This window comes from Thiothrix lacustris DSM 21227, from assembly GCF_000621325.1.
GTDB lineage: Bacteria > Pseudomonadota > Gammaproteobacteria > Thiotrichales > Thiotrichaceae > Thiothrix > Thiothrix lacustris.
Window position 1 is genome coordinate 73,244 of record NZ_JHYQ01000020.1, and the last position, 16,059, is coordinate 89,302.

The following is a 16,059-nucleotide window of genomic DNA, read 5'->3' on the forward strand; positions in this document are numbered from 1 at the left end:
GGAGAATTAGAATGACTAAAACTGTACTGATTGCAGATGACGAACCCAACATCCTGATTTCGCTGGAATACTTGATGAAGCGCGAGGGCTACCGGGTGCTATTGGCGCATGATGGGCAAGAAGCTTGCGACCTGATTGCCAGCGAGCACCCCGATATGGTGCTGCTGGACGTGATGATGCCGAAAAAGACCGGCTTTGAGGTGTGCCATGCCATCCGCGCCGATGAAACCTTCAAGGCCATGCCTATCCTGTTGCTGACCGCCAAGGGGCGCGATACCGATGTCGCCAAAGGTCTGGCAATGGGGGCGAATGATTACATGATCAAGCCGTTTTCCACCAAAGAGTTGGCGCAAAAAGTGCGTGAATTGCTGGAGAGTGCAGAATGAGGCGCGTGGATTGGCGGGTGGTGATGGGCGTCGCCGGTATTGGGGCGATTTGTCTGGTGTGGTTGCTGGCAACCGGTGGCTTGATCTGGTCAACGCTGGATGAGGCGGGGCGCACCATCCTCAAAGACACGCTGGGTGAACGCATCATGCTGTTGCTGCTGATGTGGGCAGTATCGCTGCTGGCAGTGGGTGCAGCCCTACGCTGGATGGTGTCGTATTTCATGACAGCCCCGGCACGCTTGGCAGAACAGGCGCAAGTGTTGCTGGGTACAAACGTTAAGCGCCAGTTGGAACCGACCGGCAGTGCCGAAAACCGCCGCTTGACCGACTTGTTTAACCAGTTGGTGCAACAACGCGAAGCCTTGCGGGAAGAAATGGATGTACGGGTTGCCGAGGCTGCTCGCAATACCGAACAGGAAAAAAACCGCCTTGCTGCACTGATGTCGGAACTCACCAAAAGCGTGGTGGTGTGCAACCTCGACGGGCGCATTTTGCTGTACAACAACCGGGCGCGGATGCAGTTTCGCAAGCTCTCGCAAGCGCCCGGTGTGGCGGGTGGTGGCGAGTTGATCGGTTTGGGGCGTTCGGTTTATGGCGTGTTTGACCGCAAGCTGGTGGCGCACGCGCTGGAAAATATCCAGCACCGTTTGCAGCGTGGGGCAGCCGCGCCTTCCGCACAATTCATTACCACCACGCCGTCGGGGCAGTTGTTGCGGGCGCAAATGGCGCCGGTACGTGCCGTGCAGGAAGCTGATACCGTCGCTCCGGTGACAATGACGGGTTTCGTGTTGATGCTGGATAATATTACCCGCGAATTTGAAGCGCAGGCGCGTCAGGATCATATCCTGCATACTCTGACCGAACGCAGCCGTGCCGCGCTGGGCAATATGCAGGCCGCGCTGGACGTGCTGGAATACCCCGATGTAGAACCCGAGATGCGCGAGCGTTTGCTGATGGTGTTGCGGGAAGAAACGGGCGGGCTGGGCAACCGTTTGCGCGAACTCAAGTCTTCAGCGCTGGATAGCACGGTATTGCGTTGGCCGTTGGAAGACATGCTGGGCGCGGATTTGGTGGCCGCCGCCATCCGCCGCATTGAAGCCTTGGGTGGTTTGACGGCGGTGGAGGCCGGGGTCGATGATTCGCTGTGGCTGAAGGTGGAAAGTTTCTCGCTGTTGCAAGCCTTGTCCTACCTTGCGGAACGTTTGCGGCAGGAATGCGTGATCAGCACGGTGCAATTGCGCCTGAGTATGGGGATAGGCCGTGCCCAACTCGATTTGTGCTGGACGCCAAGCGCCGCCAAGCTGACCGATAAAGTCGTGCCGGGTTGGGAACATGATCCGATGCGTTCCGGGGGCGAAGATACCTCGCTGACGATTCAGGATGTGGTGGAACGTCATGGTGGCGCGTTCTGGTTTGAGCGCGAGCCTGAGACGGGCACAACCTTTTTCCGCTTCCTGTTGCCGCTGGCAGCACCGCAAGAGCAACTCGATTCCGCCAGTCTGGTGCAGAATGAGAGCCGCCCGGAATATTACGATTTCGACTTATTCCAGCCATCCGCGCAAAGCCGTTCTTTGGAAGACAGCCGTTTGAGCGAGTTGTCGTTCACGGTGTTTGATACGGAAACCACCGGGCTTGACCCTGCCAATGGTGATGAAATCATCCAGATTGCAGCGGTGCGGATTGTGAATGGCAAGCTGTTGCGCAATGAGAATTTTGACCAACTGGTTGACCCCAAACGTAATATTCCAGCGATTACCATCCCGATTCACGGGATTACGCCGGAAATGGTGCACGGGCAGCCGACGATCGACAAGGTTTTGCCTGCTTTCCATCAGTTTGCGCAAGACACGGTGCTGGTGGCGCACAATGCCGCGTTTGACATGCGTTGCTTGCAGGTGAAGGAAAAAGTCACCGGCTTGGTGTTCGATCATCCGGTGATGGATACGCTGCTATTGTCGGCGGTAGTGCACCCCAATCAGGAATCGCATCGGCTGGAGGCGATTACTGAACGTTTCAATATCAACATTCTGGGGCGGCATACGGCGCTGGGTGATGCGATGGCGACGGCGGAAGTGTTTATGCACTTGATCCCGTTATTAGAGGAAATGGGTATTTATACGCTGGGGCAGGCGCGGGAAGCCGCACAGAAAACCTATTATGCGCGTTTGAAATATTAGGGTTGACCTTGACTTGGATTCAGCTTAGCTTATCTGATTAATTAAATTTTAGAGCGGAACCAAGATGGCACGTATTACAGTTGAAGATTGTCTGGGTCATGTCGAGAACAATTTTGCACTGGTGTTGAAAGCGGCGAAACGCGCCCGTGACATTTCTCACGGCGCTCAACCGCTGGTGGCGGAGGAAGGCGACAAGCCAACCGTCATCGCCCTGCGCGAAATTGCCGAAGGCTTGTTAGACAAGAAGCCGGTGGCGATTACCACTACAGCAATCGACGATTAATACCAACTAAAGAATACCCGCTAGGTAGTTACCTTTTGCGGGTATTTTTTTAGGTTGCTAATACAGCTTTACCTGATTCGCTCAGTGAGGATGTTATATGTCAGATGACAATTCATACCTTGGATCAGCCCCCGATGAGCACGGGCAGGAATCCCATAGCATGGGGGATGGGCTCCATGAGTCCGGCGAATCCAGTGAGTCCGACGTGGCGGACATGCCACCTAGAACATCGACGGAACCATCTATGTCACCACCTATGTCAAAGCCCCCTAATGGTGTTTTTCGCGCCAACGATTTGATGCAGTTGGTCGAACGTTATATGGATCCGACAGACACGGGCAAGGTTTACGCTGCCTTCCTGTTGGCTGCGGAAAAGCATGAAGGCCAATTTCGTGCTGATAAAACAACCCCTTATATTACCCACCCACTAGAAGTCGCTCATACCCTTGCCTTATGGTATTTGGATGTGGATACCATTTGTGCGGCCTTGTTACACGATGTTCCCGAAGATACCGATTGCACCAACGAAGAGGTCGTTGCCCAGTTTGGCGCTACGGTGGGTCATCTGGTTGAGGGTGTCACCAAACTGAAGCGTAATGACAAGCTGCCAACCAAGCAGGCGGTCACGATTGCGAGTTACCACAAGATGATGCAGGCCATGACCGAAGATTTTCGGGTGGTGCTAGTCAAATTGGCTGACCGTTTACACAATATGCAAACGCTGGGTAATGTGTCGCCAGACAAGCGGCGGCGGATAGCGCAGGAAACGTCCACGACCTACGTGTCGTTGGCGCGGCGTATGGGGATGAATATTATCCGCCGTGAATTGCAGTGGTTGTCTTTTCAAGGTTTATACCCGTGGCGTAGCAATATTCTGAAGCGTGCACTGGATAGCTATCAGGCTGAAAATCGGGAAAAGCACGCGCAAATTTTCCATAGTGTCACCGATGCGCTAGCCGTCAGCATTCACAGTAGCAGTGTGTTGATGTGGGAAAAAAACCTGTTCCGGGTATATGAGCAGTCGCGTCGCAAAAAACTCCCGTTACGTCAGCAATGTGATTTGCTGGAACTCAGTGTGCAAGTGGCTGATCTGGACGATTGCTATCGGGCATTGGGGATTATTCATCGTTTGTTCAAGCCGCGTTTGGGTATGGTCAAGGACTTTATTGCAGCCCCTAGAGCACACGGTTTTCAGTCATTGCAGACGACTGTGACTGCCCCGAATGAGCAGGTGGTACGTTTCCAGATTCAAACCCGTGATATGTATCAGGTCGGGCAATTGGGCGTGGCGTCCAGTTGGAATCATTCCTCGGGAACACGTGCTTATACCCAAGGGGTGTTTGATGGATGGGTTGAGCAAATCAAGGAATTTGACAGCCAAGCACAAAACCCTGATGAATTTTATGCCGCCATGCAAGGCGATATGTTCCAGACCGAGATTTATGCCTATACCCCGGAAGGGGATGTTAAAGAGCTACCGCGTGGCGCAACATTGGTCGATTTTGCTTACGCGGTGCATACCGAATTGGGAAATCGCTGCAAAGCTGCCAAGGTGGATGGCGTGTTGCGCTGGCTAGGTTCGCGCGTGCCGAACAATATGGCGACGATTGAAATTATCACGGGTGATTCTGCTGCACCTGACCCCGAGTGGCTCGCTTTCGTTAAGACCAGTAAAGCTATTTATGCGATTCGTAGTTGGCTGCGTCAGAATGGTGTTGTGTCAGAAGGTAATGAAAATGGCACGGTGCAAAAAATGTTAGTCAGTATTGTGGTGGAGGTGCGTGATGTGAAAGGCGTGTTGCGCCTGATCACCAAATGCTTGGATGGGCTTGATGTGAATATCGTTGATTTGAAGATCAGTGGCGAGGGGCGCATTCAGCAGGATGCCTTTACGCTTCAGGTAAATAATCTGGGGCATTTACAAGAGGTCATTCGTCAGCTAAAACACATACCTAATGTATTGAATGTAAGCAAATCGACGAAATAAAGGATTTCCATGAACAAGACCATCATTTCTACGACTGACGCGCCACAAGCGATTGGCACTTATTCACAGGCTGTACGAGTGGGTGATACGGTGTACCTTTCTGGGCAAATTCCCTTGGTTCCGGCCACGATGCAAATGGTGGAAGGTGATATTGCCGCGCAAGTGCGTCAGGTATTCGAGAATCTGGCGGCGGTGGCCAAGGCGGCGGGCGGTTCGCTCAATGATTGTGTGAAAGTGCATGTGTTCTTGACCGATCTGGTGCATTTTCCAGTGGTCAATCAGGTAATGGCTGAATTCTTTGCCGAACCTTATCCGGCGCGTGCTGCTATCGGTGTTGCGGCACTACCGCGTGGTGCTGAGGTGGAAGTTGATGCCATCATGGTCTTGGATTAAGTATGACTAACGAGCAACAACCTCCTTACAAGCTGGCAACGATTGATCTGGGTTCAAACAGTTTCCACATGATTGTGGTGCAGATTGATGCTTTAGGGCAGGTCAATGTATTGGATCGTTTGCGTGAATCGGTACGTTTAGGCGGGGGGTTGGATGCAAAAGGCAATTTGAGCAAGGCAGCTCAGCAGCGGGCGGTGGATTGCTTGCGGCGTTTTGGTGAACGTATCCGTGATTTTCCCTCGGAAAATGTGGCAGCCGTGGGGACAAATACCTTACGTTTGACCAAAAATTCTCGCGAATTTTTGCATCTGGCAGAAGAGGCATTGGGACATCCGATTGCTGTGATTAGCGGTCGTGAAGAGGCGCGGCTCATTTACCTTGGTGTGGCACATTCACTCGCTAAAGATCAGCAGGGTAAGCGTTTTGTCATGGATATCGGTGGCGGCAGTACTGAGTTGATCATTGGGCAAGGTTTCGAGCCGTTGCATCTGGAAAGTTTACGGATGGGGTGTGTCAGCAGCACGTTGGCTTTTTTCCCCGATGGCAAATTGACCAAGGCTTGTTGGGACAAAGCGATTACAGCGGCCTTGTTAGAGTTGCGCCCGATTAAGGCTGCTTACCGGTCGATTGGCTGGGAATCCGCCACTGGCGCTTCCGGCACTATCCGCGCGGTCAAAAAAGTGATCCAGCAAACTGGGCTTGCGCCTTATGGGATTACGCTGGAACACATGCACCAAGTGCGTGACATGATGATCGAGGCCGGTCATGTGGATAAGCTTAAACTGGCTGGGTTAAGTGACGAACGTAAGCCTGTGTTTGCTGGTGGTTTGGCGGTATTGATTGCGGTGTTTGAGGCGCTGAATATTGAGCGGATGTCAGTATCAGATGGGGCATTACGCGAAGGTTTGGTGTTTAACCGGCTCGAACGTTATCAACATGAAGACATCCGCGACAAGACGGTTAGTGTTTGGCAACAGCGTTTTCAAGTGGATCAAACGTATGCGGCGGCCGTACATGCGACGGCATTTAAGCTGTTCAACCGTTGCCGCGATGATTGGAAATTGCCGGGGCATTTGGTGGAGTTGCTGAGTTGGGCGGCAGATTTGCACGAGTTGGGGCTGGCTGTTTCGCATTCCAGTTACCACAAGCATGGTGGCTACCTGTTGGAATATGCGGATTTCCCCGGTTTTTCCAATGAGGAGCAACGTTGGTTGAGTGTGCTGGTGCGCACTCATCGCCAGAAAATCTCTGCCAAGTTGTTCAATTTGCTAGATTCTGAGGATTATCAGAATGCCTTGTATTTGAGTGTGTTACTGCGGTTAGCGGTGTTGTTGCACCGTTCGCACAAGGATGTTGCCCCACCGATTGATCGCATCAAACTGGGTAAGAACTACATTGAATTGCGCTTTCTGGATGACATCAAGGCCAAGAAGCCGTTGCTGATGGCAGACTTGGAACGCGAGCAGGCGTTTTTGAAAGCCGTTAAGGTGGAGTTGGTGTTTTAACTAAGTTGCTTTAATCTTAACCCCGCATCTTGAAGAAGCAGGGTTAGGAAATAGGCAGTGTTTAAATCACTTGCCCCGGCAGTTTGCGCTTATAACCGCGTTCTTCGAGTTTAGCCAGATACTCTGCCCAGTTCTGCTCCATGTTCTTGCCCAGGTCATACAGCAAGTTCCAGTCATAAATACCACTGTCGTGATTGTCATCAAAGGTTAACTGGATGGCGTAATGCCCTACCTGTTCAATGCCTTTGATATTGACGTTTTCCTTGCCGATTTGCAGGGTTTCTTGCCCTGGCCCGTGACCACGCACTTCGGCAGAAGGTGAATTGACCCGCAGGTATTCACAGCTCAGGGCGTGTACTTCGTCGCCCGGCCAAGTGATCAGCAGTTCGCGGGTTTTCTGGTTCAGGGTAATGTCGAGTGGTGTCATGTTTGGTTCTCTTTACAAAATGTAACGGCTCAGGTCTTCGTCTTTAACCAGTTCGCCAAGGGTCTGGTCCACGTAGGCGGCGTCAACCGTCATGGTGCTGTCGCAATCGGGCGCTTCAAACAGCACCGTTTCCAGCAAACGCTCCACCACCGTGTGCAGGCGGCGCGCGCCGATGTTTTCGGTGCGTTCGTTGACTTCAAAGGCAATTTCCGCAATGCGGCGGATCGCATCCGGGGCAAATGTCAGCTTGACGCCTTCGGTTGCCAGCAAGCCTTCGTACTGTTCAGTCAGGGATGCATTCGGCTCGGTGAGGATGCGCTCGAAGTCATTCGCGCTCAAGGCATCCATTTCTACACGAATAGGTAGCCGACCCTGTAATTCCGGTATTAAGTCAGAGGGTTTGGAAACGTGGAAAGCACCGGAGGCAATGAACAAGATATGGTCGGTTTTGACCATGCCGTATTTGGTGTTGACGGTGCAGCCTTCGATCAGTGGCAGCAAGTCACGTTGCACACCTTCGCGGGAAACATCTGCGCCGCTGGTTTGCCCGCTGCGTGCCACTTTGTCGATTTCGTCGAGGAAGACGATGCCGGTTTGTTCGACGGCGAACAGGGCGCGTTGCTTCAACTCTTCCTCGTTGACCATCTTGTGGGCTTCTTCCTCGGTCAGCACTTTGAGCGCGTCCTTGATTTTCATCTTGCGCTTGCGTTTTTTGCTCTGGTTGAGGTTTTGGAACATGCCTTGGAGCTGGCTGGCCATTTCTTCCATGCCCGGCGGGGTCATGATTTCTACGCTGGCACCGCCGACGGAGACATCCAGCTCGATTTCTTTATCGTCGAGTTCGCCTTCGCGCAGTTTTTTGCGGAATTTCTGGCGGGTAGGGGAATCGTCACGCACCGGCTTGGCGGGTTCGTCGTCACCGGTGGCTAGCCATTCGTTGACCGGGGTTTCCTTGCGCGGCGCAGGTAACAGGATGTCGAGGATGCGTTCTTCCGCCGCTTCCCCTGCGCGGTATTTAACCTTTTCCACTTCCTGTTCGCGCATCATTTTCATCGCCATGTCGGCGAGGTCGCGGATAATGGAATCGACTTCCTTGCCCACGTAACCGACTTCGGTGAATTTGGTGGCTTCGACCTTGATGAAAGGAGCGTTGGCGAGTTTGGCGAGGCGGCGGGCAATTTCGGTTTTGCCAACACCCGTGGGGCCAATCATCAGGATATTTTTGGGGGTCACTTCGGGGCGCAGCGCATCGTCAAGCTGCTGGCGACGCCAGCGGTTGCGCAGGGCAATGGCGACGGAACGCTTGGCCTTGTCCTGACCAATCACGTGCTTGTCGAGTTCTTGGACGATTTCGCGGGGGGTCATGGTTCCGACGCTCATCAGAGTTCCTCAATGGTCAGGTTATGGTTGCTGTAAATGCAGATGTCAGCAGCGATGTGCAAGCCTTTTTCGACGATTTCACGCGCGGAAAGCTCAGTGTTGTCCAGCAGGGCGCGTGCTGCCGATTGGGCGAATGCACCGCCGGAACCGATGGCGATTAAATCGTTTTCTTGCTCTATCACGTCGCCGTTGCCGGTGATCAGTAGGGAAGCGGTGGCATCGGCGACGATCAGCAAGGCTTCCAGTTTGCGCAACATGCGGTCGGTGCGCCAGTCTTTCGCTAGTTCCACTGCTGCACGGGTCAGGTTGCCGTGGTGTGCCTGGAGCTTGCTTTCAAAGCGTTCAAACAGGGTGAAGGCATCCGCCGTGCCGCCAGCGAAGCCAGCAATCACTTTGTCGTTGTACAGGCGGCGTACTTTGCGGGCATTGCCTTTCATGACGGTATTGCCTAGCGTCACCTGACCATCACCACCTACGACAACTTTGCCGTCGCGGCGCACGCTCAGGATGGTGGTTCCTCGGTATTGTTCCAAAATCAGCTCCAGATTTTTTAGTCTAGCCCATAGCGTGTGGGTGTTTGGGGTAAATTTCAAGGGCTAGGGAATACCCATGTCATCATAAAAAAATTATTGTGTAAAGAATGCACTTTTAGCGTGTATGATGCCTATTAGATTGAGGTGTTTTTTCTTTTAACTTCAATAGTTTGTTGTTGCAACACTGTTGTTTCTATACCACAATCAGTTTTGTTGCTCTTTGGCCTTTTGGAGGTGCAGTATGAGTATATTTGGTTTGGTAATATTTGCTGTTATTGTGTTCGTGGCTTGTTATACCACGCAGTGTGGCAGTACCCGGCGTGAAAACTTACCCGATGAAATTCAGAAGTTGTTGTAAATGCAACATACAGTCTGCTCGTAAAAAATCTTACCTATTGAAATCTGACCTGCCCGTACTTTGCGGGCAGCGTTTTTAAGCATGTTTTTGTACTGAACCTGAATTACCTTCACCGTGTGTCGTATCGTGCTTTGCGCCCTAGTGGGGGTGTGAGTAGAATCATGATTGAGATTATTCCTTATCAATAATTAAAAATCCCAAGGCAGTCAATAACATGACTAACGAGCATACCTTTCCACTAATTTTAGTCGACACTGAAGGTTCTGATGAAAAGCTGTTCGAGCATATCGAAAGAGCCATACTGGCGGGTGCAAAAAGTCTGTTAATACTGGCTTGTGATGCGAATGCTTTCACAAGCAATCAACTGAACGCGCGTCTTCAACGTATCCCTATTCCAGTTTTTGGTGGCATTTTTCCTGAGATTGTGGCGGGGAGAAGTAAGTTGGTTCGGGGAAGTATTGTGTGCGGCTTGGATGTGGTGGCGAGCGTGTATCATATTGAGAATCTCTCTGATCCCAATGAAGATTACCTCGTTCATGCAGAACAATTGGTGGCGGCAACTGTACCCGGTGCGACGTTAGTGACCTTGGTCGATGGCTTGAGCCAGTGTATTTCTACCTTTTTGGAGCATTTGTATGAGGCGTTGGGAGCGCGTAATCAATACATTGGTGGTGGTGCTGGGTCGTTAAGTTTGGTGCAAAAGCCCTGCTTGTTTAGTAACCAAGGTTTGCGTCAGGATTGTGCGCAGATTGCGGTGATTGATTGGCCGATTAGCATCGGTATTGAACATGGTTGGAAAAAGTTTGCGGGGCCTTTTTTCGTCACGGGGGCGCATGATAATACCATTACTAGCTTGGATTACCGCCCAGCCTTTGAGGTGTATCGTGAGGAAATTGAGGCGGATAGTCATCGTCGATTTAGTCGTACTAATTTTCATGAGTTGGCAAAAGCTTATCCTTTTGGATTGGAGCGCTTAAAGGGCAGTGTGGTGGTTCGTGACCCTTTACGTCATGAAGGCAATAATTTGGTGTGTATCGGGGAGGTGCCTGCTAATCATATTATCTACCTTCTGAAAGGGGATGCTGAGAGTTTATTGGCAGCTTCTAGCCAATGTGCGCTCTACGCCTGCGTTCAAGTTCGTCCAAAAGTGGCGCTATTATTCGATTGCATTAGTCGTGTGTTGTTTTTGCAAGATCGCTTTACAGAGGAAATTGATAATATTCTCGACGTGTTACCCGACAATGTTCCCTTGATAGGTGTGTTGTCGTTGGGCGAGATTGCGGATGCTGGCCATACCTGCCTTGAGTTTTTCAATAAAACCACGGTATTGGGTGTGTTGGGGGCAGGTGAAGAGGAATGCGCATGACACCGACATTAGAGCTTATTTCGATTCAATATGCCTTGGCATTATTGGTTGGGCAAGATTTGGATTTGCGGACGATGTTACGCAAATTTTTACCCTCAACACTGAAGTTGTTGAATTGCCGTAGTGGTTATATTTGGCTTCATCAGCATGAAGCCGTGGTCGGCGTGGATTTGCCAGAACCTGCTTACAGTTATCCCGCCTTACATGGGGGAGTGGCAGAGAGTCAGCCTGCACTCTCCTCGCATTTACGGCGGATAGTAGCCAATGGGTGGCAAGTTAAAAAGCCCGGTGAAATTATCCAAATCGACAGTTGTTATTATCACTTGCTCCCGATTGGTACGAGTGGTTTATTGGTATTATTACGTAACCCACCTTTACCCGATACGCATATGTTGGCGCTTGGCTTGGTGCTGAAGCGCTTAGAAACCGCCTGTTTAGCTTGTTTGCAACATGCTTATTTGAACGAGGCTCGGCAAGAGGCGTTACTGGCTCAGAAAGCGGCGGAACAGGCACACCAAGCCGCTGTGCAGGCTAATAAAGCTAAGAGTGAATTTCTGGCGATGATGAGTCATGAAATCCGCACACCGATGAATGGTGTCATGGGGTTGACTGACTTGATGTTGTACAGCGAGGTATCCCCCCAACAGCGGGAATACCTCGACATGATTAAGTCATCTTCCCGAGCGTTGCTGGATATTATCAATGAAATTCTCGACTTTTCACGCATTGAGTCGGGTAGCCTGACGCTTAATTATGCTCCTTTATCGCTGCGTGAATTGATTCGGGATACGTTCCCGCCTTTGACACTGCGTGCTAAGGAAAAGGCTTTGGCCTTTCATTGGGAGGTTGCGGGGGATGTGCCTGATGCGTTGGATGGCGATGCTGGGCGCTTGCGGCAGATTTTGATCAATCTGGTGGGTAATGCCATCAAGTTTACCGAACGTGGGGAGGTGGCTGTTTCGGTGACGCTGCAAAGTGGGGCGGCGGTTGGGCAAGCTTGTGTGTTGTTTGCGATACGGGATACGGGCATTGGGATTGCCCCGGATAAACAGGCTAGTATTTTTCAACCCTTCCAGCAGGCAGATAATTCCATTACTCGTCGTTACGGTGGTACGGGGCTGGGTTTGGCGATTTCATCCCAATTGGTGGAGATGATGGGCGGGCATTTAAGGGTGGAAAGTGATCCGGGCAACGGCAGTATTTTTCATTTCAGCGCAGTATTTAATCTGACTGTTAAGCCTCAAACACCACCGCTAGCCAGTGCCCGTTTGACCTTGTTGCAGGCTGACCGTCCACTCGATATTTTGCTGGCGGAAGATAATGCGGTGAACCGTATGTTGGCGGTACGGTTACTCAGTAAGGTAGGGCATAAGGTGACGGTAGCAGAAAATGGGCAAGAGGCTATTGATGCATGGTTGGTAAAACGTCCCGATGTCATCCTGATGGATATGCAAATGCCTGTTATGGATGGGATTGAAGCTAGCCTGCAAATTCGGCAGCAAGAGCAGGCGAGAGGGCTGATGTCGACCCCGATCATTGCTCTGACGGCGAATGCGATGAGCAGTGACCGGGACAGGTGTCTTGCCGCTGGTATGGATGATTTCCTCAGTAAACCGTTTAATGCACAAGACTTGCTGGATGTATTGATGCGAACCTGTAATTGACTTGTTTGGGTATTTCGCTGCGTTTTTGCTGATGGTGAAGTTGCTGTTGCTGAATCATGACCAGAATGCAGTCTGCGGTGCTGCGATTATTGGCTACCGGAATATTCATTAAGGTAGCCAGCCGTAATAGTGCTTTGACATCGGCATCATGTGGCGCGGTGCTCATCGGGTCCCAGAAAAAGATCAGGATGTCGAGTAAACCTTCGGATATTCTTGCGCCAATTTGTTGGTCACCACCGTAAGGGCCACTCAGGAAGCAACTTACGCCTAGACCGGTTTGTTCCATCACCTGCTTGCCGGTTGTGCCGGTGGCAAACAATTCACAATCAGCGAGGATGCGCCAGTTTTCTTTCGCCCAGCTAAGGAGTTCGGGTTTGAGGTTGTCATGGGCAACTAAGGCTACCCGTTGTTTGTGTATTTTCATGAAGCCCCCGCTCTGAAATCTACTGAATTTTTGTTGTTAGAACTTTGTTGTATCGATGGTACAGCAGAGCTGTAGGGTTGTGCATCAAGTGATCATGGGTGTGGATAATATTACCGATAAACGGTATGGCGGCGTCAGTTGTCAGGTGAATATAATGGCCGGAGAACCAGTCACGCGAGAACAACCATGTCAGCCGAAGCCATCCTCTCCGCCAGCCTTTACCTCCAGCACCAGCTCGCTCGCCACCCCAACTGGCAAGCCCTGTGCGCCACCAGCCAGCCCTACCGCGAGGGCGAACTCTTCCAGACAATCGCCGCTGAAATCCGCGACATTCCCGACCACACCACTCTGCTGCACGTCGTTCGCGACATCCGCCACCGCGAAAGCGTGCGCATCGCTTGGCGCGACCTCAGCGGGATGGCAGAACTGGCTGAAACCCTGCGCACCACTTCCGACCTTGCCGATGGTCTGGTGGATGCCGTGCTCCACTGGTGTTACGCCGAACTCAGCGCCAAACACGGCATACCCCGCAGCCGCGACGGCGCACCGCAGCAACTGGTGATCCTCGGCATGGGCAAGCTGGGCGGGCGCGAACTCAACTTTTCCTCTGACATTGACCTGATTTTTGCCTTCCCGGAAAAGGGCGATACCGACGGCAAACGCTCGCTCGACAACCAGACGTTTTTCACCCGCGTCGGGCAACGCCTGATCGGAGTATTGGGGCAAACCACCGCTGACGGCGTCGCTTACCGCGTCGACATGCGTTTGCGTCCCTTCGGCGAAGTCGGCGCACTCGCGCTATCGTTTGATGGGATGGAGCATTACTACGAAACCCACGGGCGCGAATGGGAACGCTACGCCCTGATCAAGGCGAGGGTGATCGCAGGCGACCAAGCCAGCGGCGCGGAACTGATGGCACGTTTGCGCCCCTTCGTTTACCGCCGCTACCTCGATTACGGCGCAGTCGAACAATTGCGCGACATGAAAGCGATGATCAACCGCGAAGCCGAACGCCGTGGCAAGTATCAGGATGTGAAACTCGGCACAGGCGGGATCCGCGAAATCGAATTCACCGCGCAAGTGTTCCAGCTCATGCGCGGAGGGCCTGTGCCCGAACTGCGTCAGTGCAACCTGCTGCTGACGCTAGAAGCCCTGCTGGTACAACAACTGCTGAGTGAGGAGGAATATGGGGTGTTGCACCTTGCCTACCATTTCCTGCGGCGCACCGAAAACCGCCTGCAAATGTGGCATGACGAACAAACTCATTCCCTGCCCGACAAGTCGGAGCAGCAGGCCAGCCTTGCTGCGAGCATGGGCTTTACCGATTGGGAGCGTTTCCGCACCGAACTCAACCACCATCAGCAAGGCGTGAGCCATATTTTCCAGCGGGTGTTTGCCCTCGAAACCGATGCGTCGCGCCCGATGCCGGAACACCCCGCGATTCAGGCTTTGCTGGATAGCCGTTTGTACGCATCCCTTACCGATACCGGGCGCAGCCGCCTGAAGCGCTTGTTGCCTGCGTTGCTGGATGTGTGCAATGCCACCGCGACCCCGCAAGACACGCTGGAACGTTGCCTGCGGGTGGTGAGCAAGATTGCGCCGCGTTCCGGCTATATTGCGATGCTGGCGGATAACCCCGGCGCACTCGACCAGTTTGTGCGGCTGGTCAGCGACAGCTTGTGGATTACCAGCGAGTTGACCTTGCACCCGATTCTGCTCGATCAGATGCTCGACCCGCACCAGCTTTACGCCCCGCTCAACCGGGAGGAACTCGGTGCAGCTTTGCGGCTGGAACTAGAGCGTATCGACGCCAACGACACCGAACAGGTGATGGAACGCTTACGCCAGTTCAAGCAGGCGCAAGTATTACGCACCGCAGCGGCCGACATCACCGGGGTGTTGCCACTGATGAAGGTGTCCGACCAGCTCACTTGGGTTGCCGAAGCAGTGTTGGAAGAAACCCAGCGTCATGTGTGGGAGACGATGACCGCGCAAGTAGGTGTGCCGTGTTACCAGTTAGAGGGTTTAACCCATCAGGCCGGTTTTGCCATTATCGGCTACGGCAAACTGGGTGGTTTGGAACTGGGTTATGGTTCGGATCTCGACATTATTTTCCTGCACGACAGCCAAGGGCAGGCGCAGCAAACCAACGGCAACAAAGTGCTGGAAAATGCGGTGTTCTACGCGCGTTTTGCGCAAAAGATTATCCATACCCTGACCACCTTCACCCCGGCAGGGCGTTTGTATGAAACCGATACGCGCTTGCGCCCCAGTGGGGCTTCCGGCTTGCTGGTCAGTAGCCTGAATGCCTTCCGCACCTATCAGCAGGAAAAAGCGTGGGTGTGGGAACATCAGGCGTTGTTGCGTGCCCGTGTGGTGACGGGTTCGGCAAGCTTACGGGCGCAATTTGAGCAGGTACGCCACGCTGTGCTGTGCCAACCGCGTGATAAGGCTGCCTTACGCAAGGAAGTCAGCACCATGCGCCAGAAAATGTGGGAAAGCGTCGGTAGTAAGGATGCCAGCGTGTTCAACCTGAAAAAAGACCCCGGCGGGATTACCGACATCGAATTCATTGTGCAATTCCTGATTCTTGCCCATGCGCACGAACACCCGCAACTGGTGCGTTGGAGTGACAATATCCGCCAACTGGAATCCCTGCATCAGGCAGGCATCTTGCCAGAAGTGCAAGCGGAAGCCTTGGCCGATGCTTACCGCAGCTTACGTGACCGCTTGCATGAACTGGCCTTGCAAGAACAAGGGGCGACGGTAGAGGCGGGGCAGTTTGCACGGGAACGGGCAGTGGTGCAGGCGGCTTGGAAAGAGTGGATGTTGCAGGTGTAGGTGTTATTCATCAGTCGTGCGCGAGATACCCCTGCCTTTAGGCATGGGTAGGGATAGCGCGTCGGCGACAGCCGACCCTCTTCTCGCTCCTCCGTTTGGTTTGCTATCTTCGGTTGTTGACTCTTCACGAAATATACGATATTTTGTGAATAATGAAAACTAAACGCGCCTACAAATTCCGATTCTACCCAGACCAACAACAAGAAACGTTGCTGGCTCAGACGTTCGGTTGTGTGCGCTACGTTTACAACAGCATCTTGCGTTACCGCACGGATGCCTACTATCAGGCTCAGGAAAAAGTTGGGTACACGAAAGCGAGTTCCCAACTGACTGCC

The 16,059-nt window shown here is 52.7% G+C and carries 14 protein-coding genes; 10 read left to right on the plus strand and 4 right to left on the minus strand.

The annotated features are described in order from the left end of the window. Nucleotides 1-11 precede the first annotated feature (11 nt). The 6 genes from Q394_RS0110955 to ppx all read left to right on the plus strand — a co-directional run bounded on the left by Q394_RS0110955 (nucleotide 12) and on the right by ppx (nucleotide 6,731). Nucleotides 12-386, plus strand: a complete 375-nt coding sequence (locus tag Q394_RS0110955; protein ID WP_028489334.1) for a response regulator transcription factor — start codon at nucleotides 12-14, stop codon at nucleotides 384-386. Continuing rightward, a complete protein-coding gene (locus Q394_RS0110960) occupies nucleotides 383-2,563 on the plus strand; it encodes an exonuclease domain-containing protein (RefSeq protein ID WP_028489335.1) in 2,181 nt (726 codons plus the stop codon). The genes Q394_RS0110955 and Q394_RS0110960 overlap by 4 nt, the downstream gene beginning before the upstream one ends. Before the next feature lie 64 nt (nucleotides 2,564-2,627). Continuing rightward, nucleotides 2,628-2,846 carry a DNA-directed RNA polymerase subunit omega gene (rpoZ, locus tag Q394_RS0110965; protein ID WP_028489336.1) on the plus strand — a complete coding sequence of 73 codons (219 nt, stop codon included), beginning with the start codon at nucleotides 2,628-2,630 and terminating at the stop codon, nucleotides 2,844-2,846. Between the two features lie 160 nt (nucleotides 2,847-3,006). Further along, entirely contained in the window at nucleotides 3,007-4,833 is a 1,827-nt protein-coding gene (locus Q394_RS19905) for a RelA/SpoT family protein (protein ID WP_169735894.1), read from the plus strand. A 9-nt stretch (nucleotides 4,834-4,842) separates the two neighbouring features. Then, entirely contained in the window at nucleotides 4,843-5,226 is a 384-nt protein-coding gene (locus Q394_RS0110975; RefSeq protein WP_028489337.1) for a RidA family protein, read from the plus strand. A 2-nt stretch (nucleotides 5,227-5,228) separates the two neighbouring features. Next, a complete protein-coding gene (gene ppx, locus Q394_RS0110980) occupies nucleotides 5,229-6,731 on the plus strand; it encodes an exopolyphosphatase (protein WP_028489338.1) in 1,503 nt (500 codons plus the stop codon). Between the two features lie 61 nt (nucleotides 6,732-6,792). On the opposite strand, the gene Q394_RS0110985 is transcribed toward ppx, so the two are convergent. Genes Q394_RS0110985 through hslV form a run of 3 tightly spaced genes read right to left on the minus strand, consistent with a single transcriptional unit; the run spans nucleotide 6,793 to nucleotide 9,071 of the window. Further along, on the minus strand, nucleotides 6,793-7,158 hold the full coding sequence (locus Q394_RS0110985) for a gamma-butyrobetaine hydroxylase family protein (RefSeq protein ID WP_028489339.1): 366 nt from the start codon (nucleotides 7,156-7,158) through the stop codon (nucleotides 6,793-6,795). Nucleotides 7,159-7,170: 12 nt separating this feature from the next. After that, the gene (gene hslU / locus Q394_RS0110990; protein ID WP_028489340.1) at nucleotides 7,171-8,538 is read right to left on the minus strand and encodes an ATP-dependent protease ATPase subunit HslU; all 1,368 of its coding nucleotides are present in this window, start codon (nucleotides 8,536-8,538) and stop codon (nucleotides 7,171-7,173) included. Continuing rightward, nucleotides 8,538-9,071 (minus strand): ATP-dependent protease subunit HslV, encoded by a 534-nt coding sequence (gene hslV, locus Q394_RS0110995; RefSeq protein WP_028489341.1) that lies wholly within the window; start codon nucleotides 9,069-9,071, stop codon nucleotides 8,538-8,540. Before hslV ends, hslU begins: the two co-directional genes overlap by 1 nt. Before the next feature lie 572 nt (nucleotides 9,072-9,643). Here hslV and Q394_RS0111005 point away from each other — a divergent pair. Together Q394_RS0111005 and Q394_RS19910 are read left to right on the plus strand one after the other, a co-directional pair. After that, entirely contained in the window at nucleotides 9,644-10,795 is a 1,152-nt protein-coding gene (locus Q394_RS0111005) for an FIST signal transduction protein (RefSeq protein WP_051543283.1), read from the plus strand. Beyond that, the gene (locus tag Q394_RS19910; protein WP_051543285.1) at nucleotides 10,792-12,459 is read left to right on the plus strand and encodes an ATP-binding protein; all 1,668 of its coding nucleotides are present in this window, start codon (nucleotides 10,792-10,794) and stop codon (nucleotides 12,457-12,459) included. Before Q394_RS0111005 ends, Q394_RS19910 begins: the two co-directional genes overlap by 4 nt. On the opposite strand, the gene Q394_RS19915 is transcribed toward Q394_RS19910, so the two are convergent. Further along, entirely contained in the window at nucleotides 12,413-12,883 is a 471-nt protein-coding gene (locus Q394_RS19915; RefSeq protein ID WP_051543286.1) for a methylglyoxal synthase, read from the minus strand. The two genes, Q394_RS19910 and Q394_RS19915, sit on opposite strands and share 47 nt — an antisense overlap. Nucleotides 12,884-13,021: 138 nt before the next feature. Here Q394_RS19915 and glnE point away from each other — a divergent pair, with 138 nt between their 5' ends. Together glnE and Q394_RS0111025 are read left to right on the plus strand one after the other, a co-directional pair. Continuing rightward, the gene (glnE, locus tag Q394_RS19920; RefSeq protein WP_281169642.1) at nucleotides 13,022-15,724 is read left to right on the plus strand and encodes a bifunctional [glutamate--ammonia ligase]-adenylyl-L-tyrosine phosphorylase/[glutamate--ammonia-ligase] adenylyltransferase; all 2,703 of its coding nucleotides are present in this window, start codon (nucleotides 13,022-13,024) and stop codon (nucleotides 15,722-15,724) included. A 152-nt stretch (nucleotides 15,725-15,876) separates the two neighbouring features. After that, on the plus strand, nucleotides 15,877-16,059 hold a 183-nt coding region (locus tag Q394_RS0111025), incomplete at its 3' end, for a helix-turn-helix domain-containing protein (protein WP_038141199.1).